General features: G+C 61.7%; 25 protein-coding genes. 14 read left to right on the forward strand and 11 right to left on the reverse strand.

What is annotated here, in order from left to right:
* Nucleotides 1-37 precede the first annotated feature (37 nt).
* Nucleotides 38-964: a sugar kinase gene (locus tag DRB19_RS18970; RefSeq protein ID WP_114187600.1), complete on the reverse strand. Its 927-nt coding sequence runs from the start codon at nt 962-964 to the stop codon at nt 38-40.
* On the reverse strand, nt 961-2,430 hold the full coding sequence (locus DRB19_RS18975; protein ID WP_114187601.1) for an FAD-binding oxidoreductase: 1,470 nt from the start codon (nt 2,428-2,430) through the stop codon (nt 961-963). The genes DRB19_RS18970 and DRB19_RS18975 overlap by 4 nt, the downstream gene beginning before the upstream one ends.
* A 302-nt stretch (nt 2,431-2,732) precedes the next feature.
* Here DRB19_RS18975 and DRB19_RS18980 point away from each other — a divergent pair, with 302 nt between their 5' ends.
* The 5 genes from DRB19_RS18980 to DRB19_RS19000 all read left to right on the forward strand — a co-directional run bounded on the left by DRB19_RS18980 (nt 2,733) and on the right by DRB19_RS19000 (nt 7,011).
* Nucleotides 2,733-3,578 carry a lysine/arginine/ornithine ABC transporter substrate-binding protein gene (locus DRB19_RS18980; RefSeq protein WP_114187602.1) on the forward strand — a complete coding sequence of 282 codons (846 nt, stop codon included), beginning with the start codon at nt 2,733-2,735 and terminating at the stop codon, nt 3,576-3,578.
* 229 nt (nt 3,579-3,807) lie between these two features.
* Nucleotides 3,808-4,653: a lysine/arginine/ornithine ABC transporter substrate-binding protein gene (locus DRB19_RS18985; protein ID WP_114187603.1), complete on the forward strand. Its 846-nt coding sequence runs from the start codon at nt 3,808-3,810 to the stop codon at nt 4,651-4,653.
* A gap of 123 nt (nt 4,654-4,776) precedes the next feature.
* Complete coding sequence (locus tag DRB19_RS18990; protein WP_114187604.1) at nt 4,777-5,499, forward strand: ABC transporter permease; 723 nt, start codon at nt 4,777-4,779, stop codon at nt 5,497-5,499.
* Nucleotides 5,499-6,224, forward strand: coding sequence for an ABC transporter permease (locus DRB19_RS18995; RefSeq protein ID WP_114187605.1), 726 nt, complete (start codon nt 5,499-5,501; stop codon nt 6,222-6,224). The genes DRB19_RS18990 and DRB19_RS18995 overlap by 1 nt, the downstream gene beginning before the upstream one ends.
* On the forward strand, nt 6,217-7,011 hold the full coding sequence (locus tag DRB19_RS19000; RefSeq protein WP_114187606.1) for an ABC transporter ATP-binding protein: 795 nt from the start codon (nt 6,217-6,219) through the stop codon (nt 7,009-7,011). The genes DRB19_RS18995 and DRB19_RS19000 overlap by 8 nt, the downstream gene beginning before the upstream one ends.
* 3 nt (nt 7,012-7,014) lie before the next feature.
* On the opposite strand, the gene DRB19_RS19005 is transcribed toward DRB19_RS19000, so the two are convergent.
* Complete coding sequence (locus tag DRB19_RS19005; RefSeq protein ID WP_114187607.1) at nt 7,015-7,377, reverse strand: hypothetical protein; 363 nt, start codon at nt 7,375-7,377, stop codon at nt 7,015-7,017.
* A complete protein-coding gene (locus DRB19_RS19010) occupies nt 7,374-7,817 on the reverse strand; it encodes a DUF4112 domain-containing protein (protein WP_114187608.1) in 444 nt (147 codons plus the stop codon). Before DRB19_RS19010 ends, DRB19_RS19005 begins: the two co-directional genes overlap by 4 nt.
* A 341-nt stretch (nt 7,818-8,158) precedes the next feature.
* Here DRB19_RS19010 and DRB19_RS19015 point away from each other — a divergent pair, with 341 nt between their 5' ends.
* From DRB19_RS19015 to DRB19_RS19025, 3 genes are read left to right on the forward strand one after another with little or no spacing between them, the layout of a single operon-like run.
* Entirely contained in the window at nt 8,159-8,692 is a 534-nt protein-coding gene (locus tag DRB19_RS19015) for a D-Ala-D-Ala carboxypeptidase family metallohydrolase (protein ID WP_114187609.1), read from the forward strand.
* Between the two features lie 15 nt (nt 8,693-8,707).
* Nucleotides 8,708-10,417, forward strand: coding sequence for an adenine deaminase (gene ade, locus DRB19_RS19020; RefSeq protein WP_114187610.1), 1,710 nt, complete (start codon nt 8,708-8,710; stop codon nt 10,415-10,417).
* Nucleotides 10,418-10,441: 24 nt separating this feature from the next.
* Nucleotides 10,442-11,323 (forward strand): alpha/beta fold hydrolase, encoded by an 882-nt coding sequence (locus DRB19_RS19025; RefSeq protein ID WP_114187611.1) that lies wholly within the window; start codon nt 10,442-10,444, stop codon nt 11,321-11,323.
* Here DRB19_RS19025 and DRB19_RS19030 read toward each other — a convergent pair.
* The 4 genes from DRB19_RS19030 to DRB19_RS19045 all read right to left on the reverse strand — a co-directional run bounded on the left by DRB19_RS19030 (nt 11,320) and on the right by DRB19_RS19045 (nt 14,744).
* Entirely contained in the window at nt 11,320-12,063 is a 744-nt protein-coding gene (locus tag DRB19_RS19030; protein ID WP_114187612.1) for a class I SAM-dependent methyltransferase, read from the reverse strand. The genes DRB19_RS19025 and DRB19_RS19030 overlap by 4 nt on opposite strands.
* A gap of 2 nt (nt 12,064-12,065) precedes the next feature.
* The gene (locus DRB19_RS19035) at nt 12,066-12,830 is read right to left on the reverse strand and encodes a LamB/YcsF family protein (protein ID WP_114187613.1); all 765 of its coding nucleotides are present in this window, start codon (nt 12,828-12,830) and stop codon (nt 12,066-12,068) included.
* Nucleotides 12,831-12,835: 5 nt separating this feature from the next.
* The gene (pncB, locus tag DRB19_RS19040; protein WP_114187614.1) at nt 12,836-14,128 is read right to left on the reverse strand and encodes a nicotinate phosphoribosyltransferase; all 1,293 of its coding nucleotides are present in this window, start codon (nt 14,126-14,128) and stop codon (nt 12,836-12,838) included.
* Between the two features lie 109 nt (nt 14,129-14,237).
* Nucleotides 14,238-14,744 (reverse strand): pyridoxamine 5'-phosphate oxidase family protein, encoded by a 507-nt coding sequence (locus DRB19_RS19045; protein WP_114187615.1) that lies wholly within the window; start codon nt 14,742-14,744, stop codon nt 14,238-14,240.
* Nucleotides 14,745-14,994: 250 nt separating this feature from the next.
* Here DRB19_RS19045 and DRB19_RS19050 point away from each other — a divergent pair, with 250 nt between their 5' ends.
* Genes DRB19_RS19050 through DRB19_RS19060 form a run of 3 tightly spaced genes read left to right on the forward strand, consistent with a single transcriptional unit; the run spans nt 14,995 to nt 17,026 of the window.
* Nucleotides 14,995-16,122, forward strand: a complete 1,128-nt coding sequence (locus DRB19_RS19050; protein WP_114187616.1) for an Mrp/NBP35 family ATP-binding protein — start codon at nt 14,995-14,997, stop codon at nt 16,120-16,122.
* Nucleotides 16,123-16,131: 9 nt separating this feature from the next.
* Nucleotides 16,132-16,764, forward strand: a complete 633-nt coding sequence (gene mobA, locus DRB19_RS19055; protein WP_114187617.1) for a molybdenum cofactor guanylyltransferase MobA — start codon at nt 16,132-16,134, stop codon at nt 16,762-16,764.
* A 31-nt stretch (nt 16,765-16,795) separates the two neighbouring features.
* Nucleotides 16,796-17,026, forward strand: coding sequence for a sulfurtransferase TusA family protein (locus DRB19_RS19060; protein ID WP_114187629.1), 231 nt, complete (start codon nt 16,796-16,798; stop codon nt 17,024-17,026).
* A 49-nt stretch (nt 17,027-17,075) separates the two neighbouring features.
* Here the strand turns inward: DRB19_RS19060 and DRB19_RS19065 are convergent, their stop codons facing one another.
* Nucleotides 17,076-17,258, reverse strand: coding sequence for a CsbD family protein (locus DRB19_RS19065; protein ID WP_114187618.1), 183 nt, complete (start codon nt 17,256-17,258; stop codon nt 17,076-17,078).
* A 231-nt stretch (nt 17,259-17,489) separates the two neighbouring features.
* On the opposite strand from DRB19_RS19065, the gene DRB19_RS19070 reads away from it, so the two are divergent.
* Entirely contained in the window at nt 17,490-18,269 is a 780-nt protein-coding gene (locus tag DRB19_RS19070) for a sensor histidine kinase (RefSeq protein WP_147021854.1), read from the forward strand.
* An 84-nt stretch (nt 18,270-18,353) separates the two neighbouring features.
* On the opposite strand, the gene DRB19_RS19075 is transcribed toward DRB19_RS19070, so the two are convergent.
* Nucleotides 18,354-18,755: a PRC-barrel domain-containing protein gene (locus tag DRB19_RS19075; RefSeq protein WP_114187620.1), complete on the reverse strand. Its 402-nt coding sequence runs from the start codon at nt 18,753-18,755 to the stop codon at nt 18,354-18,356.
* Between the two features lie 289 nt (nt 18,756-19,044).
* Here DRB19_RS19075 and DRB19_RS19080 point away from each other — a divergent pair, with 289 nt between their 5' ends.
* Nucleotides 19,045-19,863, forward strand: a complete 819-nt coding sequence (locus DRB19_RS19080; RefSeq protein WP_114187630.1) for an HAD family hydrolase — start codon at nt 19,045-19,047, stop codon at nt 19,861-19,863.
* Nucleotides 19,864-19,991: 128 nt separating this feature from the next.
* On the opposite strand, the gene DRB19_RS19085 is transcribed toward DRB19_RS19080, so the two are convergent.
* Nucleotides 19,992-21,479: an NAD-dependent succinate-semialdehyde dehydrogenase gene (locus tag DRB19_RS19085; RefSeq protein ID WP_114187621.1), complete on the reverse strand. Its 1,488-nt coding sequence runs from the start codon at nt 21,477-21,479 to the stop codon at nt 19,992-19,994.
* 348 nt (nt 21,480-21,827) lie between these two features.
* Here DRB19_RS19085 and DRB19_RS19090 point away from each other — a divergent pair, with 348 nt between their 5' ends.
* Nucleotides 21,828-23,036 carry an ABC transporter substrate-binding protein gene (locus DRB19_RS19090; protein ID WP_174799973.1) on the forward strand — a complete coding sequence of 403 codons (1,209 nt, stop codon included), beginning with the start codon at nt 21,828-21,830 and terminating at the stop codon, nt 23,034-23,036.
* Nucleotides 23,037-23,149: the final 113 nt, after the last annotated feature.

The raw sequence follows: 23,149 nt of genomic DNA on the forward strand, positions 1-23,149 counted from the left end.
AGCCTATCAACGGCGGGTCCTTGTGACCCGCCGTTTTTCATGCCGCCTGAAGGAAACCTTCCACCTGCGAGCGCCGGGGCATCGGTGCGACGGCGCCCTGTCCAAGCGTCGACAGGGCAGCGGCCGCATTGGCATAAGCGGCTGCCTGGAAGGAGTTCCCGTGAATGAGCCACTCAGCCAGGAACGCCCCATCGAAGGTGTCTCCGGCGCCGGTCGCGTCAACGGCTGCGACCGGTCGGGCGGGGATCACCTCCTGGCGATCGGGGGTCGCCACCATTGTGCCGGATTTGCCCATAGTCAGCGCGACGATGCGGCAGCCGAGACCGAGATAGAAGGCGCAGATCTCCTCGGGACGGTCCAGCCCTGTCAGCTGCTGGGCGTCATCCAGCCCCGGCAGGGCAATATCCGAGAGAGCGACCGTACCGTGAATGACGGCGCGCGCCCGGTCGAGCGGCCAGAGGCGAAGGCGCAGGTTGGTGTCGTAGCTGACGATGGTGCCGTTCTGCCTGGCGTGCCGGATGGCGGCGAAGACAGCATCGGCGCAGCCTTGCGAGATCGCCTGACTGATCCCCGACGCATGAAGGACGCGCGCGGCCGCGATTTGCCCTAAGGGCAATTCGTCGGTCTGGACGAGGCTCGCGGCGGAGCCTGCGCGGGCATAGGAGAACACATGCCCATCCTCGCCGTAGCTGATGAAATAGACGCCCGTGCGTCCATCGGGCCGGACGATAACCGACGATCGGTCGATGCTTTCCTGGTCCCAGAGCTTGAGGAAGTTCGTCCCGAAGGCATCGCTCCCCAAGGCGGTGAAAATGGCAGTCTTCGCACCCTGCCTGGCAGCCGCGACGGCAGCGTTGGAAACATCGCCGCCGAATCCCGGCAGATAAAGGCTCTCCCCCTGCCGCTCGACCTCCGCGAACTCCATCAGAGGTTCGCCAAAAGCCAGAAGATCTATCGTTTTCATGACTGTCCTGCCGTTTCCGAAAAGGCCGCAGGGCTGTCGGCCCTGGTCGTTACGACTTTTCCGGGGTTGAGAATGTTTTGCGGATCGAGGGTCCGCTTGATGCTTCGCATGAGATCGAGGGCAACTGGGTCCTTGTAATGGGGAAGCTCATCTAGCTTGATGAGCCCGATCCCGTGCTCGGCGGAGATCGATCCGTTCATGCCGTTCACGATGTCATGGACGATCCGGTTGAAGTGCTCCCAGCGGGCAAGAAAGGCACTCTTGTCCATGCTGACCGGCTGGGAAAGATTGAAGTGGATATTGCCGTCGCCGATATGCCCGAAGGCGCAGACGCGGATGCCTGGCATCTCCGCCTCGCAGGCTCCCGTGGCCACCTCGATGAACTCGGCGACCCGCGAGACGGGCACGGCGACGTCATGCTTGATCGACCCTCCCTCGAGGCGCTGCACCTCGGACAGATCTTCACGCAACGCCCAGAGCGCTTGGCTTTGCGCCTCGCTCGATCCGATAACTGCATCTTCGATCAAGCCCTCTTCAAGACCTTCGCCGAGTAGCGTTTCCATGAGGCTCTGGAGGTCTGCATCCTTTTGGGATGAGGACAGTTCGATGAGCGCATAGAATGGGTGGCGGCCGGACAGCGGCCGTGGCGCGGCGGGTCTGTGCTTGAGAATGATTTCCAGGCCGAAATCCGCCATGGTCTCGAAAGCCGTCAGCTGGTCCGACGCCCGTTCGCGCAGACGTTCGAAGACCTTGAGGACGTGGTGCGGCGACGGGCAGCCGACAAAAGCCGTCACCCGAGTATGCGCCTTGGGGAAAAGCTTCAGGACCGCCGCCGTGATGATGCCGAGGGTCCCCTCCGATCCGATGAAGAGGTTTTTCAGGTCGTACCCGGTATTGTCCTTGCGCAGCCCCTTCAGGCCGTTCCAGATCCGGCCGTCCGCCAGCACGACTTCGAGGCCAAGGGTCAGCTCGCGCATATTGCCATAGCGCAGGACGGCGGTACCGCCCGCATTGGTCGCGAGATTTCCGCCGATGCAGCATGATCCCTCCGACGCAAGGGAAAGCGGAAACAGATAGCCAGCCCGATCGGCGGCCTCCTGGACGGATTTCAAGATGCATCCGGCCTCGACGGTGATGGTTGCGTTCACCGCCTCGACCTCCCGGATGCGGTCGAGGCGGGCCAGGGACAGGACCACGCCCCCATAGGGCACGCCTCCGCCCACGAGGCCGGTATTGCCGCCCTGCGGAACGATCGGAACTCCTGCCTCGGCGCATGACCGCACGGCGAACGCAACTTCGTCCAAGTCACGGGGACGCAGGACCGCCAGGGCCTGTCCTTGGTAGAGCCCCCGCGTCTCGACCAGATAGCCGCCGATGTCGCCGGCCTCGGTCAGCACGGAACCGGGCCCCAGCCGCGCCGTCAGGGTCCGGATCAGGGCAGCGCTGTCAATTGCCTGGGTTGCCATCCTGGCTCCTTAGCGCATCGGGCGGAAAAGTGGACGCGCTTTTTCGAGTAGGCATCGGATGAGTCCCAAAAGCAGTGTCCAGATGCTCACGTGAAGCCTCTTTCATCGCGTCTTGCGGCGCGGACCGCAAGACCCAAAGAACATGGTGCCATCTGTCTGATACAATTAAGCAATGGGGCCGTCCCCCAAGGCCGCCCCTTGCCTTTTTTTGAAGTTTGACCGTTACTGCGTCACAGCGCGACCCAATGGGCTGCGGGAAACAAGGCTCGGCTCAGCACGAGCCCCAGAATAAGGGAACATCTATGAAGTTCGTTAAGAGCATCGGCTTGGCTATCCTGGGCTCCACCCTTGCGATCGGTGGCGCTGCGGCGCAGGACAAGACCGTGAAGATCGCCACTGAGGGCGCCTATGAGCCGTGGAACTTCACCGGCCCCGGCGGCAAGCTGGAAGGGTTCGAGGTCGACCTCGCCAACGAGCTGTGCAATCGCATGAAGGTGAAGTGCGAGATCGTGGCCCAGGACTGGGATGGCATCATCCCGGCCCTGCAGGCCAAGAAGTACGACGCCATCATGGCTGGCATGAGCATCACCGACGAGCGCAAGAAGGTTATCGACTTCTCGAACCCCTACGCGGCCGGACCCAACGGTTTCCTGGTCGCCAAGAACTCACCGCTCGCCAAGATGCCCGGCACGGGGCAGGCCTTCAACCTCAGCAGCCAGCAGGCTGAGGGCGAGAAGGCCATCGAGGCCCTCAAGCCGGTGCTGAAAGGCAAGACGGTCGGCGTCCAGGTCTCGACGATCCACGCCAATTTCGCCGACAAATATCTGAAGGGCACGGCCGAGGTTCGCGAGTACAAGACCACCGAGCAACACGACCTCGACCTCGCGGCCGGCCGCATCGACGCCGTTCTGGCGGACGCAACCGCCCTCAATGGCACCCTGCGCAAGCCCGAGTTCAAGGACTACGTCCTGGTTGGACCATCGATCACCGGCGGCCTTCTCGGCCCAGGCGTCGGCGTTGGGCTTCGGCAGGGCGAGACTGCCCTGAAGCAGCAGTTCAACGATGCGATTGCCGCCGCCAAGGCAGACGGCACTCTCAAGAAATTGTCTGAGAAGTGGTTCAAGATCGACACCACTCCCCGGAGCTGATCCCGTCTCTGCGAATCCCCAAGGCGCGGCTGAAGCCGCGCCTTTTTTGTCTGATTCAGCGCCGAATGCGACGGAAAACGCCATTGAGGGCGCTTTATTCGGCACGAATGGGACTTGCGCTGGCTTAGCTTTTGAATGTTAGCTTCCGGTAGCGGATGAGCGGCGTCGGCTGGGCCGAAACCTTCACCGGATAAAAGGCTCAGTTCAATCTGACCAACAGGGAACGACGATGAAACTGTTCAAAGCACTCGGTTTTGGCCTGGTGGCTTCTGCTCTTGCGATCAGCGGCGCTGCGGCGCAGGACAAGACCGTGAAGATCGCCACTGAGGGCGCCTACGCGCCGTGGAACTTCACCGGCGCGGGCGGCAAGCTGGAAGGGTTCGAGATCGACTTGGCCAACGACCTGTGCGGCCGCATGAAGGTGAAGTGCGAGATCGTGGCCCAGGACTGGGACGGCATCATCCCGGCCCTGCAGGCCAAGAAGTACGACGCCATCATGGCCGGCATGAATATCACCGATAAGCGCCTTGAGGTCATCGGCTTCTCGCGCGCCTATGCGTCGGGCGTACACGGCTGGAGCGTCATGAAGGACTCGCCCCTCGTGAAGCTTGCCGGCGAGGGCAAGCGGTTCAGCCTTGAAAAGGACGCCGCGGGCGCCAAGGCGATGATCGAGGAGTGGAAACCGCTGCTGAAGGGCAAAACCGTCGGCGTTCAGGGCTCTACGGTCAACTCCCAGTTCCTTGAGAAGTATCTCAAGGATACGATCACGATCCGGGAATACAAAACCACGGAGCAGCATGACCTCGACCTCTCGGCCGGCCGTCTCGACGCGATTTTCGCCGCCCACTCGTTCCTGAAGGCATCGACGGAAAAGCCTGAATTCAAGGACATGGTCATTGCCGGTGGCGCCGTGAGCAGCGACGTGCTTGGGCGCGGCGTGGCGGTTGGCATGCGCAAGGACGACGCGGAGCTGAAGGCCATGTTCGATACGGCCATTCAGGCCGCGATCGCGGACGGAACGGTTCAAAAGCTGACCCAGAAATGGTTCAAGATCGACATGACGCCGCAAACCTGACAAGAGCGGACAGGCTGCCTGGCCGCCAACGGTTCCAGGCTGCCTGTCCGGCTCAATCGGCGGAATGTGTTTGACGGCTTTTCACTTCCCGTACGGAGGTGAAACTTATTCAGGAAACGAAGCGTGCAGCAGTTGAGCTATTTCGAGCTCGTCGGCTTTGGCCCCAACGGCTGGGGGTGGGCACTGCTCACCGCAACCGGCATGACGCTCGCGGTCGCCGCCTGCGGCTTTCTCATCGGATCGGTCGTCGGCACGTTCGTCGCCTGGGGCAAGATCGGCGGCAACCTAGCGGTTCGGAGTCTTGCGGACGGATACACGACTGTTCTGCGCGGCATACCGGACCTTCTCGTCATCTACCTGTTCTACTTCGGCGGCAGCGCCGCACTCGGGGCCATCGGCAGTCTGTTTGGCGCGGAAGGCTTCATCGGCGTGCCTGCCTTCCTGACTGGGGCGCTCGCCATTGGCATCGTTTCCGGCGCCTACCAGGCCGAGGTCTTCCGAGGCGCCTTCCAGGTCGTGAGCAAGGGCGAGATTGAAGCGGCGCGCTCCGTCGGCATGCACCGCTGGTTGATGTTCCGGCGCATCATCGCGCCGCAGGTTCTTCGCTATGCCATTCCGGGCCTTGGCAATACGTGGCAGCTGGTTCTCAAGGAATCGGCCTTGATTTCGGTGACCGGCCTCGTCGAGTTGCTGCGCCAGTCCCACATCGCCGCCGGCTCGACGCGGCGGCCGTTCGACTTCTACATCACGGCGGCGGTTCTCTACCTCATCATTACCTGGGTTTCGACCTACTTGTTCCAACGGGCTGAAACCTACTCGCTGCGCGGCCTGCGGAGGGCATCCTGATGGATTTCTCGTTCATGCGGGATACCTTCTTCAGCCTCCTGAGCGGAGTGCCGCTGACCTTGAATCTTGCGCTCACCGCGGTGGCGTTCGGGGCCGTCCTTGCCATGCTCCTCGCGCTCATGCGCATGTCGGGCATCCGTGTGCTCGACGCAATTGCGCAGGCCTATGTGTTCGTGTTTCGCGGCACGCCGCTGCTGGTGCAGATCTTCCTGATCTATTACGGCCTCGGACAGTTTCGCCCGACCCTGCAGGAGCTTGGCCTCTGGACCTTCTTCCGTGAGCCCTATTGGTGCGCGGTTCTGGCCCTGACGCTGAACACCGGCGCCTATGCCAGCGAAATCTTCCGCGGCGGATTGCAATCCGTTCCGCATCAGCAGGTCGAGGCCGCACGGGCCTGCGGCATGTCGGGCTTCCTGCTGTTCCGCCGCATCGTCTTCCCCATCGCAGTTCGGCAGGCGCTGCCGGCCTATGGCAGCGAAATCATCCTTATGGTGAAGGCAACGTCGCTTGCGTCGGTCATCACCATGATGGAGGTGACAGGCATCGCCGCAAAGCTGATTTCCCAGACGTTTCGCGCCGTCGAGGTCTTCGTCGTGGCGGGCCTGATCTATCTCATCCTCAACTTCGCCATCACCCGCATCATCATGGCGCTGGAATGGTGGCTATCGCCCCATCTGCGCCGCCCACCGGCCGTGGAGCCACGCCTCGAGGCGGCTCATGTCTAACGGAGTTTCGTCTTTGTCGCCCCAAAACGCTCCCGCCGTCTCGATCAGCAATCTTCGCAAGAGCTTCGGAGCTCTGGAAGTACTCAAAGGCATCTCTCTCGAGGCGCGGGAAGGAGACGTCATCTCGATCCTGGGAGCCTCGGGCTCGGGCAAGTCGACGATGCTTCGCTGCATCAACATGCTTGAAGTGCCGGATTCCGGCGACGTCCGGATCGGCGGAGAAACGATCAAGCTGAAGAAGGGACGCAGAGGGGTGGAGCCTGCGGATCAAAGTCAGGTTGATCGCATCCGCTCCCGGGTCGCCATGGTGTTCCAGAGCTTCAATCTCTGGTCCCATATGACGATCCTCGAAAACGTCATCGAAGCTCCTGTTCACGTGCAGAAGCGTTCGAAGGCCGAGTGCATCGCGGAAGCCGAAGAACTGCTCACGAAGGTCGGAATCGTCGACAAGCGCAATCAATACCCGTCGCACCTCTCGGGAGGCCAGCAGCAGCGCGCCGCCATTGCGCGCGCCCTCGCCATGCACCCTCAGGTCATGCTCTTCGATGAACCGACCTCCGCCCTCGATCCCGAACTCGTCGGCGAGGTCCTGCGTGTGATGCGATCATTGGCCGAAGAGGGTCGCACCATGCTGGTGGTGACGCACGAAATGGGCTTTGCCCGGGACGTATCGAACCGGGTCGTGTTTCTGCACAAGGGCGTGGTGGAAGAGGAAGGGCCTCCAGCGGAGGTTTTCAGCGCTCCGAAGTCGGAGCGCTTCAAGCAGTTCATCTCAAGCCACAGGTAAACGTTACCGCCTGTCGATCCGGCGCATGGGTTCGCCCGACGGATAGCCCTCTCTATGGCCGATCCGCGGGTCATATGCGGACGGCCCGGGCTGGGAGCGCCGTAGGAATAGGCTGGCCACGGCCGGCACGGCCAGGATCAGGAGCGACACGAGGCCCCAGACGATCACGATCGCCGCGAGGCCTAAGCCCTTGAGAGTGGACAGCGCCCAGGACAGCCACTCGACCGTCTCGGGATGGTTCGTCACTGCATCGGCGTTCTGCGCGGCAAAGCCGCCAAAGACGTCGAGGAGACCATACGCGCCCCAGGCGAAAAGCGACCAGAGGGCCACGCCGATCCAAGCCAGCACCCAAAGAGCGCGCCTCATCGCGTTGTCTCCTTGACTGGAACGGCCGTGCCGTCGATCTCTCGCGGCCCGCGCTTCGGCATGCCCAGATGCTCATGAATGATGCGCAGGTTCCGTTCGTTCGACTTGTAGAAAACGTCAAAGACGTCACCGGCGAACGGGATTGCGCCGACTGCGGTATCGACCGCTACGTTGCCGATCATGCGTGCGATCTTCCAGCGCGGAAGACCCAGCTGCCGCGCCTCCCAGATGATGTAGCTCGCCAGGGCAGCCGAAATGGCATCGCCGATACCAGGGACGAGGCCCAGGACGGCATCGAGGCCGACATGACGGTTCAGGCCCGGGATGAAGAAGGCGCTGTCCAAGAGCTTCGCCACCACAGTGACCCTGGCGATGGCATCCTCTCGGGTAGGACCGGCCTTCTTGATAGCGTCGAAAACGGCGCCGCGCGCAGTGTTCATCTTTCCATTCTCTCTCGGCCGCCAGAGGGCGGATTGATACCGGGGATGTGTGCATCGACAGGCGCTGACGCAAGAGGTTCCGCGACGCAATATCATTTCGCTCTATCTGGCGTAATTCTATCACGTCTTTGAGCTCAACAACAGTAGATACCCGTCTCTCCGCGGTCATGCTCTAGAATACCCCAAAAGGATAGTTTCTGGCCAGCAAGGTTGATCTTTGGTCGAAGGTCCTATTTAGGAAAGCAATCCGCCAGCATACTGGCCACCAATGGGCGAATGCCCTTAAAGGCGATTGCGCCGATAACCGAACATTGTGGGGGCTCAAGACGGGGAGAAACCCGATGAGCACTAATACTCGCGCTCGCCGAGCGCTGCCGCTTGCGTTGGTCACGACGGCCCTGCTTGTCCTGCACCCTTCCACTCCCCTCAGGGCTGAAAGTGACGCGCCAACCATCCAATATGCCAACCTGCCCTCCGGCGATCCGGCTGCGACCGGCAGCCTTCCTGGCCCCAACCAGAATATATCGAGAACCCTGTCAGGCTTTCGCGCCTTCGTGGAGCAAGGCAGCATCATCCTTCGGACAAGCGCTCCGACCCAATGTCTTCCTGGAGACTTGCAAGCGGTCGTGGCCGACGTGGCGTCCAGGTTTGGCAGCGTTAGCGTCGAGTCCACCCACCGTAGCAGAGGCCGCAACTCGCGCGCGGGCGGGGCACGCCGCTCCCTGCATCTCTCCTGCCGCGCAATTGATTTCAGGGTCCGGACCCGCGCCCGGGGCGTAATGGCTTATTTGCGCTCGCGTCCCGAGGTCGGCGGCCTTAAAGTCTACCGGAACGGCATCATCCATACCGACAATGGAGAGCGCCGAAGCTGGTAAGCCCCTTGGAGCAGCATGACGAGACAGCCTGACGCGACCACCATTGCAACCCGCATCGCGCAGGGCCGTGGGGCTTCCCCGGCCGATCTAGTCATCACTGACGTGCGTCTGTTCGATCTGGTCACCGGGACACTGGCGCAAACGGATATCGCCATCTGCGGCGACACGATCGTGGGCACCTATGGGCGATATCGGGGCCGTCGCACCGTCGACGGCCGCGGCCGCATCGCCGTGCCGGGTTTCATCGACACCCATCTGCACGTGGAATCGTCCCTTGTCACGCCGCTCGAGTTCGATCGGTGTGTGCTGCCCCATGGGGTGACAACGGCGATCTGCGATCCGCATGAGATGGCGAACGTCATCGGCACGGCGGCTTTCGATTATTTTCTCGCCTGCGCAGAGCGCACGGCCCTCGACCTACGGGTGCAGTTATCGAGTTGCGTGCCGGCGACGCACCTGGAGACAGCGGGAGCGCGGATCGATGCTTCGGATCTCCTGCCCTATCGCGACCATCCCAAGGTGATCGGCCTTGCGGAGTTCATGAACTTTCCCGGCCTCCTCGCGAGTGATCCGGGTTGCCTTGCAAAGATCGAGGCATTCAACGCCCGGCATGTGGATGGTCACGCGCCTCTGGTACGCGGCCTCGATCTCAACGGATACCTTGCAGCGGGTATTCGCACCGACCACGAGACCACGACGGCGGACGAGGCCCTTGAGAAAATCCGCAAGGGCATGACCGTGCTGATGCGCGAGGGGTCCGTCTCGAAAGATCTGCACGCGCTGGCGCCCCTTCTCTCCGTGCAGACCTCTCCGTTTCTTACCCTGTGCACAGACGACCGCAATCCCCTCGATATCGCCGAAGAGGGTCATCTCGACTACATGATCCGCACCCTGATCGCCCTGGGCTGCGAACCGCTGGCGGCCTATCGCGCCGCCTCGCTGACCGCCGCGCGGGCGTTCGGTCTCAATGACCGTGGCATGATCGCGCCTGGCAAGCGGGCCGATATCGTCCTGCTCGACAATCTCGAAACCTGCGCCGTCTCCGATGTGATCACTGGCGGAAGACTGGTGGATGAGGCGCTGTTTGCATCACGCGGCGCAGTGGCGCCGGTTGGTCTCAACAGCGTGAAATCCGCCCCCGTCACGGCCGATCAATTTCGAATCACCGGTGCATCGGGCGGCGCCGACGTGATCGGCGTCATTCCCGGCAAGATCATCACCGAGCATCTGCGGCTCTCCCTGCCGCTGCGCGATGGCGCGCGACAGATCGATCTCGATCAGGATGTGGTGAAGGTCGCGGTCGTGGCCCGGCACGGCGTCAATCACAATATCGGCCTAGGCTTCGTCAAAGGCTTCGGGATGAAGCGCGGCGCCATTGCTTCCTCGGTGGGCCATGACAGTCACAATATCTGCGTCGTGGGCGCCGATGATGCGGACATGGCCGCAGCCGTGAATCGGCTGCGCGAGATCCAGGGCGGCTTCGTGGTGGTTGCAGGCGGTGTGGTGCGCGCCGAGCTTGCGCTGCCTATTGCCGGTCTCATGAGCGATCGATCTTATGAAGATGTTCGCGACGCGCTTTATCCGCTTAGGGATGCCGCCAAAGGTCTCGGCGTCACCCTTGCGGAGCCGTTCCTACAGGTCGCCTTCCTGCCGCTTCCGGTCATCCCCCACCTGAAGATTACCGATTTCGGCCTCGTCGATGTCGACAGAATGGAACTGGTATAATCGATCCTCCCTCGGAAAATGACGATGTTCGAGAATTTCACTCAGCGGCAGATCACGACGTCGGAGGCTGTCATCAACCTGCGCCATGCGGGCGATGGTCCCCCAGTTCTTCTTCTGCATGGGCATCCGCAGACTCACGTCATGTGGCATCGCGTTGCGCCGCGTCTCGCGCAAACTTACACCGTGGTCTGCGCCGACCTGCGCGGCTATGGCGACAGCTCCAAGCCTCCGACGACGCCGGATCATGAGCCGTATTCCAAACGCGCCATGGCGCGCGATCAGGTCGAAGTCATGCGAACCCTCGGATTTGAGCGGTTTGCAGTCGTGGGCCACGATCGCGGCGGACGCTGCGCCTACCGGATGGCTCTCGATCATCCCGACCAGATTGCCGCCCTGTCGGTTCTGGACATCCTGCCAACGGCCGAGCACTTCCGGCGCGCGGACATGTCGTTCGCCATGGGATACTGGCACTGGTTCTTCCTGGCCCAGCCTTATGACCTGCCCGAGCGCCTGATCAGCGGCGATCCCGATGCATTTTATCTCCGCCGCGGCAAGCACATGTTCGACGAGGCGGCGCTGGCGGAATACCGGCGCTGCTTTACCGATCCAGCCACGATCCACGCCATGTGCGAGGACTACCGCGCGGGCGCCGGCATCGACATGCGATTGGACGAAAGCGACCAGAAGGCGGGACGCCGCATCGCCTGTCCGGTGCAGGCCCTTTGGGGCCTGAAAGGCCCCATCGACCGATGGTACGACGTGTGCGAAGTCTGGCGCGGCTGGGCGAACGATGTCGAGGGCCGGGGCATCGATTGCGGGCATTATCTGGCCGAGGAGGCGCCGGAGGAGACGCTCGCAGCCCTAGAGCCTTTCCTCGCCAAGGCCTTCGAGCGGATCAGTCTCTAAAGTCGGCCAACCCGGAACGAGAGGGGAAACCGGATGGTGCGGCGCTGCTCCGGGTCTCCCCACGCCTCCACGAGGTTACGCTGAAAGACATCAACCGGGCTGCGCCCAAGCGCTTTCTCGGCTCCCCGCACGGCCGACCAGGTGTCCGTATAGCCGATGAGATCGGCAGCGCGCCAATGCACCGTGATGGCAAGCGGCGGCGCGGCGATCTCCGCGAACGGAAAATCGAAGGACCGATAGCCCTCTTCCACATGCCGACGCTCCGGCGGCCAATACGGCCCTACCACTTCCTTGTAGAAATGCTGAACCACAGGGTTGATCTCAGGGTCAGCCTCCAGAACCCCATAAGTGATGAGAGCCAGCACGCCGCCGGGTTTACCGATACGGCGAGCTTCTGCATAAAAGGCCGGAAGGTCGAACCAGTGTGCGGCCTGCGCTGCCGTGATCAGATCAACGGAGCGATTGGCAAGGCCGCTGGCCTCCGCCGCTGCGACCCGATACTCGACCCGTGGATGCGGTTCGGCCTTCGCCACCTGCTGAGCGCTTGCATCCGTGGCGATGACACGACCGAAGCGTTCGGCCAACAGCACCGACAGCTGACCGGACCCACAACCGACATCGAGCGCCAGTTCCGTGTCGCCGCAGAGGCTTGCCAAGTAATCCACGACTGAGGCCGGATAGGTCGGCCGGTAGGCCGCGTAATCTGATGAGCGCGACGAGAAATGATCCTTGAAGGTCATCGTCACAGGTTGCCGAAAGGCGCGACCGTGAAGCCGTTCGCCTCGAGCTTCGCTCTGACTGTACGCGCCATCTCGACGGCGCTCGGCTCATCGCCATGAACGCAGATGGTATCGATCTGAACTGGGATGCGCCGGCCCGAAGTCGTTGTGACTGCCTTGTCTTGCAAGGCCCGCAACACTCGCTCGGCGGCCTCGGCCGCATCGTGAAGGACGGAGCCCGGCTTCTTGCGGCTGGTGAGCGCGCCGTTATCCTCATAGGTGCGATCGGCGAAGAACTCGCGGACAACCGGCACGCCCAGTTTGTCGGACGCCTTCTCCATCAGCAGCCCCGGCATGCAAACATTGATAAGGCTTTTGTCCACGCCTTTGATGGCGCGAGCAATGGCCAGCGCCAGATCTTCGTCCTCGTTCGCCATGTTGTTGAGCGAGCCATGGGCCTTCACGTAGGTGACACGGTGGCCCGCCAGGGATGCGACCGCCTGCAAGGCGCCAATCTGATAGGCGACCATGCGCTCGATCTCGGCAGGGCTGTCGCCCCGGATCACGCGGCGGCCGAACCCGGCAAGATCGTTGAAGCCCGGGTGCGCGCCGATGGCCACTCCCTTGCGTTTCGCGATCTCGGAGGTACGGAACATGATGGACGGATCGCCCGCATGGTAGCCGCAGGCGATGTTGGCCGACGAGACGATGTCCAGCATCGCGTCGTCATCCCCCATGGGCCACGGCCCGAACCCCTCGCCCATGTCGCAGTTCAGATCGACTTTCATGCCTGCTACACCAGAACCGGCTGCGCGGTCTGCGCGCCCATGTGGAAGACGCGCTTGTAGCGCTCGACCTCGGCCTTCGGCCCCAGGGCCTTTGTGGGATTGTCCGACAGTTTGACCGTAGGTCGCCCGTCGGCGGAGATCACCTTGCAGACGATGGAGATCGGATCGAGACTGCCGTCGGAAGCAAGCCCGCGGAAATCATTGGTCAGGAGCGTGCCCCAGCCATAACCGATCCGCATGCGGCCATGGAACTGCCGGTGGATGCGCTGGATCAGGTCCACGTCGAGCCCATCCGAGAAAATCGCGAGCTTCTCGGCCGGGTTCTGTCCGCGCGAGAGCCACCAATCGATCGCCTCCTCGCCGCCTTCGAAGGGGTCCTTCGAGTCCACGCGAATGCCGGTCCAGGACGCAACCCAATCAGGAGCATTCTTCAGGAAGTTCGTCGTGCCGTAGGTGTCGGGAAGGATGATGCGCAGGTTGCCCTCGTAATCCTCCTGCCAGTCCGCCAGGACGCGGTAAGGCGCCTGTGCCATGTCGGCCTCGTTATCGGTCAGCGCCGTGTAGACCATCGGTAGCTCGTGGGCGTTGGTGCCGACGGCCTCCACTTCGCGCCTGAGTGCGATGAGGCAGTTCGAGGTGCCGAGGAAGGAGGAGCCAAGCCCCTCGCTCATGGCCTGCACGCACCAATCCTGCCAAAGGAAGCCATGGCGACGACGTGTCCCGAAGTCCGAGATGGACAGGCCCGGGAGCGTTTTGAGCTGCTCGATCTTTTCCCAAACCCGGGTCATCGCGCGGGCATAGAGAACCTGAAGCTCGAACTTGCCCATGCTCTTCAGCACGCCCCGGGACCGCAGCTCGTTCAGGATTGCAAGCGCCGGGATCTCCCACATGGTGGTCTCGATCCAGGGGCCGTGGAAGGTCAGAACATACTGACCGTCCTGCTTCTCCAGGAGGTATTCCGGAAAGCGGAAGGTCTCGAGCCAATCCATGAATTCCGGCGAGAACATCTGCCGTTTGCCATAGAAAGTGTTGCCACGAAGCCAGGTGGACTCGCCTCGTGTCAGGGAGAGCGTTCGCACATGATCTAGCTGCTCCCGCAGTTCGCCCGCGTCGATGATGTCGGCTAGGCGGATCCGGGTGGTGCGGTTCTGGATGCCGAATGTCACCTGGACGTTCCGGTGGCGGCGAAAGATCGTCTGCGCCATCAGAAGCTTGTAGAAGTCCGTGTCGAGGACGGACCTGACAATCGGATCGATCTTCCAGGTATGGTTGTAGACCCTGGTCGCGATGTCCGCCATCGCTTGCTCCTTGCCAATTCAAGAGCCGCGACCATAGCGAAGGCAGGCCCCGGATGAAAGGCAGCGCTTCTCCTCCGTGCCTGAATGGCCGGAGGAGAAGACAATATGCTTAACCCTTCAGGTCGACCTTGGCCTGATCGCCAGGATGAGGCTGCTCGCCGGTGATGGCTGCTTTCACATAGCCGTAGAGGTGAACGATGGTGGATGACGGGCTGTCCCAGTACTCGCCCTTGACCGGATGAACACGGATCAGGGCGATCTGCGGGTCGTCGACGCCATTGGGGAACCAGGCTCGCAGAGGCTCGGACCACTTCTCGTGGATTTTGGCCTTGTCTCGGACGATCTCGGCCTTGCCGGAAACGGAAACATAGTTCTGGCTGCTCGGATCCGCGTAGGCGAGATTGACCTCGTTGTCACGAGACACCTCGGTGATCTTCGGAGATTGGATCTGCGTGAAGAACCAGAGGTCCCCATGCTCGTCGGTGTCCTGGCTGTACATAGGCCGGCTGTGCAAGGTGCCGTCGGTATCGACGGTGGTCATCATGGCGATCTTCACGTCCTTGATCAGCTCGTAGAGCTTCTTGGCATTCGGATCGTCGTGGCCATGTTGGTGCATTTTCGTCTCCTCGATCTCGTCACAGACCCCTCGGGACGGCGCAGACGGGATCTGCGCCAGGCCCCACCGGGCACGGCGCGGGCGATCGGCCGGCGCAAGGGCCGACCATCCAAGGGACACGGTGAACAACGGACAAGGTCCGCTTTGGTTCGCGATATTGTGCAAGCCGCCCAAGGAGCGCCTTAACGGATGCGCCGTCACCCTATACATGACGGGTACCACGCTCGAATCCCGCGCAGGAGGCCCTACCTTGGCGATTACCCGTGAACATGTGCTTCAGGCGCTTTCCACCGTGCCGGTGGACACCAATGGGACAAGCCTCGTATCGTCAGGCCGCCTGTCCGACGTGCTGATCGACGACGCAGCCCGCGTCATGTTCTCGATCTCCGTTCAGCCGTCGGAAGCCTCAAGCATGGAGCACGTGCGACAGGCCGCCGAGACGGCCGTGCGCGGCCTTCCAGGGGTCAAAGGGGTGTTTGCCAGCCTGACGGCAGAACACGCCGGCCCGCCCGGCGGGGCTGCATCCTCCCCGGCGGCGCCGGCCCGTCCGCGAGCGGCCGCGCAGCCCAAGAGCCAGCGGATCCCTGGCGTTGGTCATGTGATCGCCGTTGCGTCCGGCAAGGGCGGGGTTGGAAAGTCGACGACCGCCTGCAATCTGGCGCTTGGCCTCAAGGCCCTCGGGCTGAAGGTCGGACTCCTGGACGCGGACATTTATGGGCCGTCCATGCCGAAGCTTCTCGGCATCCACGGCAAGCCGCAGCTTCTGGAAGGGCGCATTCTCGAGCCCATGGAAGCCTACGGCATCAAGGTCATGTCCATCGGGTTCCTGGTCGATGAGGAAGCGGCCATGATCTGGCGCGGCCCGATGGTCATGTCGGCGATCACCCAGATGCTGCGGGAGGTCGCCTGGGGCGACCTCGACGTGCTGGTGGTCGACATGCCCCCCGGCACCGGAGACGCGCAGCTGACTATGGCGCAGGCGACCCCTCTTGCGGGCGCCGTCATCGTCTCAACCCCGCAGGATCTCGCTCTGATCGACGCCAGACGAGGCGTATCCATGTTCAAGCGCGTGGAGATCCCGATCCTCGGAATCGTCGAGAACATGGCGACCTTCGTGTGTCCCCATTGTGGGCAAGCCTCCCACATCTTCGGCCATGGGGGAGCTCGCGCCGAGGCCGAGCGCCTAGGGGTGCCGTTCCTGGCCGAAGTGCCGCTCAACATGTCCATCCGGGAATTGTCGGATGCCGGTCGGCCGGTGGTGGCTGTCGACCCAGAGGGGCCCCACGCCAAAATCTACAAAGACATGGCCCATCAGGTCTGGGCGGTCCTGTCCGGCGGCGCAGGGGCGCGTCCTGCTCCCCGTATCGTCATCGAGTGACGGCCTCCTGTGTTGCCCGCTCACCCACCGACAGTGGGCGTCATCCTGGCAGGTGGACTTGCACGCCGTATGGGCGGGATCGACAAGTCTCTCCTGACGATTAGAGGACGGACGCTCCTCCGGCACGTGGCAGACCGCCTTGGGCCTCAATGCGAGGGGCTGATCATCAATGCCAACGGCGATCCAGGACGCTTTGCGGCGACAGGCTTGCCCATAGTGGAGGATTCGCTCTCTGGTCACCTTGGCCCCCTTGCGGGGATCCTGGCAGCCCTCGAATGGGTATCTGCCTCGCGTCCAATGATCGAATGGGTGGCGAGCTGCCCAAGTGACACCCCTTTTATGCCAAATGACCTCGTGCTGAAGCTGCACGAGGCGCGGGAGCGGCTTCAAAAGCCTATGGCATGTGCCTCATCAGGGTCTCAGGTCCACCACGCGGTCGGTCTCTGGCCCGTTCGCCTGCGACATGACCTACGGGACGCGATTGCCGTGGAAGACTTGCGCAGCATCCGGAAATGGACCAACACCCGTGGGGTTGCGCACGCATCCTGGGCTGACGCCCCCCTCGACCCCTTCCTCAATATCAACACCTCCGGCGACCTCGCGGAGGCTGAAGCCGCATTTGAATGCTATCAGGACGCGTGACGCCTTCGGGAGCCTGGGCTGCGAGAACTCCATGAACGAACTTGATCTATCGGGACTGAAGTGTCCCCTGCCCGTCCTCAGGACCCGCAAGGCGCTCCGCTCGCTACAATCGGGCGACCAGCTCCTGGTCATCTGCACCGACCCGCTCGCGTCGATTGATGTGCCCAATCTCATCCGGGAAACCGGGGACGTCCTCGAGGAATTGAGGCAGGAGGGTGCGAAATGGCACTTTCTGGTCCGGAAAAGCCCCCAACCCGCATAGAAAAAGGCCCGGCAAATACCGGGCCCTTTCTAAGAAATTCTTGAGAACCTTACGGCTCGCGGTTGCCGCGAAGCGTGTCCTTGATGCCGCCGACTGCGTTCTGGATCTTGCCCTCGGCCTTATCCATCTTGCCTTCGGTCTGGAGCTTGGAATCGCCGACGGCCTTGCCGACGCCTTCCTTCAGGCTGCCCTTCATCTTCTTCATGCTGCCTTCGACCCGATCGTCATCCATCTTACGTCTCCTCAAAAGCTGATGTCCTAAGAAGAACGCCCCAATCCCAGAAGGGTTGCGGCCGGATGCGGACGCCGGGGCAAAGACTGCTACCACTAAGTGCAAAACTCCGTTCGTTTCTATCCAGAATAAAGATTGCGTTTGAACGACTTCGCGAGAATCCACCAGCTCTACACAACTCGTGTCACTGCCTTAGATATGTTATAATCTTGTGATAAAGCCGAGTTTGTCGTGTCGCAGCCTACAAAATCATCCAAAAAGTACCTGAAGGCCGAGGAGGGTCTTGCGGGCCGTGAGGCTCAGCGTGACGTGAACCGGCAATTAGACCGCATGGCTCTCCTGGCGCATCAACTGACGACGCCGCTCTCGACGATTTCGTCCCTCGCCCAAGGCCTCATGCGGAGAACGAGTCGCCTCAGCACGGATGACATCCAGGAGCGGTCGGAAAAGAGCTGGCGGGCAAGCCTGAGGCTTCAGGAACTGATCGAAACGATCATGTCCTACACGCGGATCAACGCCGGAGCCATTTCGCCGAATTTCAATCTCTTCAACCTTGAGACGTTCCTGCGTCGTGTGTGTCATGATCATCGCAGACAGGAGCCGGATAGGCCATTCAACATCGACCTTCAGGGCATCCCCGACCTGTTCGTCGGCGACCCGGTTCTTCTTGAGCAGGCTTTCGTCATCATCCTGTCTAACGCGACGAAATATTCGCAGGCTCATCAGCCCATCGGTGTTACAGGCTGCCATCAGAACGGCAATATCATCATCAAAATCAGGGATGAAGGCATAGGCGTGCCGGAAGGGGATATCGCCTATCTCATGGAACCGTTCTTCCGCGGGCGGAATGCGCGCCATATGGCCGGCACAGGACCAGGACTGAGCTTGGCGAGACACATCCTTTCCGTTCATGGCGGAAGCCTGCACATCGAAAGCCGGGAGGGATCGGGGACCACCGTCACGATCCTATTGCCCGGAGAGCTGATGTCCGATTTCGGCTCCGATATATGATGTGAATGCTATAAGAAAAACCCTCCCAGGCGACGTGCCGGGGAGGGTCTGATCGACAGACTTGCGAACGTCTGACGCGATAGGTCAGTCGTCCTTCCACTTGCCTTCGAACTTGAACTCCGGAGCAGCCTTCAGCTGATCCTTGGTGGCGTTCATCGTCGCGGTCCACTTATTGTCGTTCGTGTTGTAGGACACGGCAACAGCGCTCGGATCGACAACCACATAACGATCGCCCATTCCGAGGAAACCTCCGACGGAAAGGACATATCCCACAACGCGGCCCTGGCTGATGACGACGTCTTCGATTTCGCCGACATTCTCGTTGCTGGAGTTGCGGATATCCAAACCTTCCAGGCGTTCCGCCAGAATCGCATCCTGAGGCACGTCCACAAATTTCGGGGCCGCCGTGCCTGCCGGAGAGGTCTGTGCCAGGGCTGGAACCATCAAGGCCGTCATAGCGGCAACAACAAGCGAAATTCGACGCATTCTGTTCTCCTGAACAATGACTTCGGATGGTTTAGGAATGCGTATGGCCAAGGTTTGTTCCAACTTCCGCGATTTCGCATGCCTGTGCGAAATGACGTCAACCTTCCATGTGGAGGATGACTATGTGGCGCCACCTGCGGACCGCTTGGAATTCTTAGCGGGCTGTGCTTGATGTAGCGAAAAGCGTTCGCGCATTGCCATGCAGCCGTAAAACACCTTGATGGAATCGCCTTCTCATGCAGCAAATCTGTTCACGCCGCGCATATCAAGTCACGACCGGAACGAGATCATGAAACCGTTGTCCCAGCTCGCCGCCGAGCAAGCGCTCTCCGTTCGGGTCGTTCTCACGGACATCGATGACACTATCACGACAGATGGAATGCTGACGGCCTCGGCCTATGCGTCGCTCGAGGCCCTGCATCGTGCAGGCTTCATCGTCGTTCCCGTGACAGGCAGGCCGGCTGGCTGGTGCGATCACATTGCCCGCATGTGGCCGGTGGACGCTGTCGTCGGGGAGAACGGAGCCTTCTATTTTCGCTACGATCGTGAAAACAAACGAATGCACCAGCATTTCTGGGCAACGCCCGAAGAGCTGCGGCTGAACCGTCAGAAGCTGAACGACATCGAACGCGAGGTTTTGGCCAGCGTGCAGGGCTCCGCGTTAGCAAGCGATCAATCTTATCGCATCGCCGATCTTGCCATTGATTTTTGCGAGGATGTCCCGGCTCTTCCTGAAGCGGAAGTCGACCGGATCGTCAGCATCTTCGAGCGCGCCGGCGCGCAAGCCAAAGTCAGCTCGATCCACGTCAATGGCTGGTTCGGCGCCTATGACAAGCTGAGCATGGCGAAGACATTGCTGTCGGATGTTTTCAAGATCGATTGGGACACGGCGCGGGAACAAGTCATCTATGCTGGCGACTCGCCGAACGACGAGCCCATGTTCGCGGCCTTTCCCCTGAGCGTGGGCGTCGCCAACGTTCACGCCTTGGCGCATCGGTTGAAGAACAAGCCCACTTACATCACGCATGGGCATTCCGGAGAGGGTTTTGCTGAATTGGCCTCTATTCTGCTGAAGGCGACGAGCCAACGTTCTCCGGCGCGAGTCTAGCGGCGCGCACACCTCTTGCCGCATAAGGATCGGGCCCCTGACGGCCGTTGGCCGTCAGGGGCAATCATAATCAACCACAACGGCTGTCGGGCCGTGGGAGACAGAGAAGCCGCGGAGGCGGATCTCACCTACACCCCGCCGAGACAGATGTACTTCAGCTCGAGGAAGCCCTCGATGCCGTACTTCGAACCTTCGCGACCGAGACCCGACTGCTTGACACCGCCGAATGGCGCCATTTCGTTGGCGAGCAGTCCGGTGTTCACGCCGACCATGCCGCTCTCCAGCGCTTCCGCCACCCGCCAGACCCGCGCCATGTCCTTGGCGTAGAAGTACGACGCCAGTCCGAACTCGGAGTCGTTCGCCATGGCGATTACCTCGGCCTCGTCCTTGAAGCGGATGATGGGAGCAAGTGGCGCAAAGGTCTCTTCCTTGGCGACCTTCATCGCCTGCGTCACCCCCGTCATGACGGTGGGCTCAAAGAACGTGCCGCCCAGATCCGAGCGCTTGCCGCCCAGAACGAGCTTGCCGCCCTTTTCCAGCGCATCGGCCACATGCTCTTCCATCTTGGCCACGGCGCGATCGTCGATCAGGGGCCCCATGGCGACGCCGGTTTCCGTGCCGCGCCCAAGCCTGAGTTCCCTGGCCTTGGCCGTGAGCTTCTCGACAAACGCATCCACCACGCCGTCCTGGACGTAGATGCGGTTCGCGCACACGCAGGTCTGGCCCGCATTGCGGAACTTGGACATCATCGCCCCTTCGACCGCCGCATCGAGATCGGCGTCGTCGAACACAATGAACGGCGCATTGCCGCCGAGTTCCAGCGACAGGCGCTTGATGCTGTCGCCCGCTTCCCGCATGAGCCAGCGGCCCACATTGGTCGAGCCCGTGAAGGTGATCTTGGCCACCTTCGGGTTGTGGCAGAACTCCTTGCCGATGGGCTGGGCGTCACCGGTGATGACCGAGAAGGCTCCCTTCGGGACGCCGGCCCGTTCCGCCAGAACGGCCAGCGCAAATGCCGAGAGAGGCGTCTGGGCTGCCGGCTTGAGCACGATGGCGCAGCCGGCGGCGAGCGCTGGGCCGGCCTTGCGGGTGATCATCCCATTGGGGAAGTTCCACGGAGTAACGGCCGCGCATACGCCCACCGGCTGCTTCAACACCACGATGCGCTGGTCGCCGCGGGCCTGGGGAATGATGTCCCCGTTGATGCGCTTGGCTTCCTCGGCGAACCACTCGATGTAGGCCGCGTTGGAAATCACCTCGCCCTTGGCCTCGGCCAGCGGCTTGCCCTGCTCGGTGGTGAGGATGAGGGCCAGATCATCGGCGTTCTCGATGATGAGGTCGTACCAGCGCTTGAGAACCTGACTGCGCTCCTTGGCCGTGCGGGCCGCCCATTCCTTCTGGACCTCGTGGGCCTTGTCGATGGCCCGACGCGCCATGTCGGGACCGAGATCCGGAACCTCCGCGATCAGCGCCCCATCGAACGGATCGGTGACCGGGATCGTCCTGCCGTCTTGGGCATCGATCCATTCGCCCGCCACATAGGCTTTCGCGACCAGCAGGGAGGGGTCCTTCAGGTCCAGGGTGCGACGCCCGGCAGGCTTCTGGTGAATGGTCATCCGACGGCTCCTATAAGTTCAAGAGATAGGCATGGACGCGATATAAACCTCCATGGACGCGGTGTGAACCGCTAGGAGCGCCAGCCAGGGCTGCTCTAACGGCAAGGGCCGCCTGCCGTTCATCGGTCGTTTGAAGCGCTCCAGGCCCAGCCTGCCGACCGTGCGGAACTGATCAATTATTAGACAGCGCCTAGCTTTAGAAGCACGACTGCGACTTAAGGATGAAGCGATTCCGCATTGCTGAGCTGAAAAGTCCAGCTACTTTCCTTGACCGTCGCCTTTCATGGTTTAACCATGCGCCCATAAGCAGGCACATCCAAGCCTCGACAAACAGAAGGGAAGGAATTCATGCGAGTTCTCAAGAAGGTACTCTTTGCCTTGAGCTGCACCGTTCTGGCGCCATCCGCCTACGCGCAGCAAGCCTCCGACAACGTGGTCAAGATCGGGATCCTGAACGACCAATCCGGCGTCTATGCGGATTTCGGCGGCAAGTCCTCCGTGGAAGCCGCCCGCATGGCGGTTCAGGACTTCGGCGGCAAGGTGCTGGGCGTTCCGGTCGAAATCGTGAATGCCGACCACCAGAACAAGCCTGATGTGGCTTCGAGCGTTGCCCGGCAGTGGTACGACACCGAAAAGGTCGACGCCATCATGGAGCTGACGACCTCGTCCGTCGCGCTCGCCGTTCAGGGCCTCTCTAAGGAGAAGAAAAAGATCACCATGACCACCGGTGCGGCCACGACCGACCTCACCGGCAAGCAGTGCTCTCCCTACGGCTTCCATTGGGCCTACGACACCCATGCCCTCGCGGTCGGCACCGGCGGCGCATTGGTGGAGAACGGCGGCAACAAGTGGTTCTTCCTGACGGCGGATTACGCCTTCGGCTACTCTCTTGAGAACGAGACGTCGAAGTTCGTGAAGTCGAAGGGCGGACAGGTGCTTGGCTCCGTCCGGCACCCCTTGAGCGCCAACGACTTCTCGTCGTTCCTGCTCCAAGCCCAAAGCTCCGGCGCCAACGTGATCGGTATGGCCAATGCGGGCCTCGATACCGCGAACGCCATCAAGCAGGCTGCGGAATTCGGCGTGACCCAAGGCGGCACCCGCCTCGCGGCTCTTCTCTTCACCTTGGCCGAGGTCAAGGGTCTGGGCCTCAAGGCCGCTCAGGGTCTGACGCTGACCGAGGGTTGGTATTGGGATCAGAGCGACGAGAATCGCGCCTTCGCCAAGAAGTTCATGGAGAAGACCGGCCGTATGCCGAACATGATCCATACCGGCACCTATTCGGCCGTCACGCAATACCTCAAGGCCGTCCAGAAAGCCGGAACGGACGCAACGGAGCCGGTTGCCAAGCTCCTGCATGAAATGCCCGTCGAGGACGTGTTCGCCAAGAACGGCAAGGTGCTGCCCAACGGCCGCATGGTCTACGACATGTATCTCTTCCAGGTGAAGAAGCCCGAAGAGAGCAAGAGCGAATGGGACATGTACAAGCAGCTCTCCAAGGTTCCGGGCGACACCGCTTACCTCAAGGCTGCGGAAAGCGGCTGCCAGCTGACGCAGTAAGTTCTGACGCTGTTGGCAACGGGGCGGCTAACGCCGCCCCGTTGCGCAATTCTATGCATCCAGCAGTCAAGGACAAAAATCCTCGACTGCCACCGCTCGTTCAAGACGCGAGA

It is taken from the genome of Microvirga aerophila, assembly GCF_003332305.1.
Classification (GTDB): Bacteria; Pseudomonadota; Alphaproteobacteria; order Rhizobiales; family Beijerinckiaceae; genus Microvirga; species Microvirga aerophila.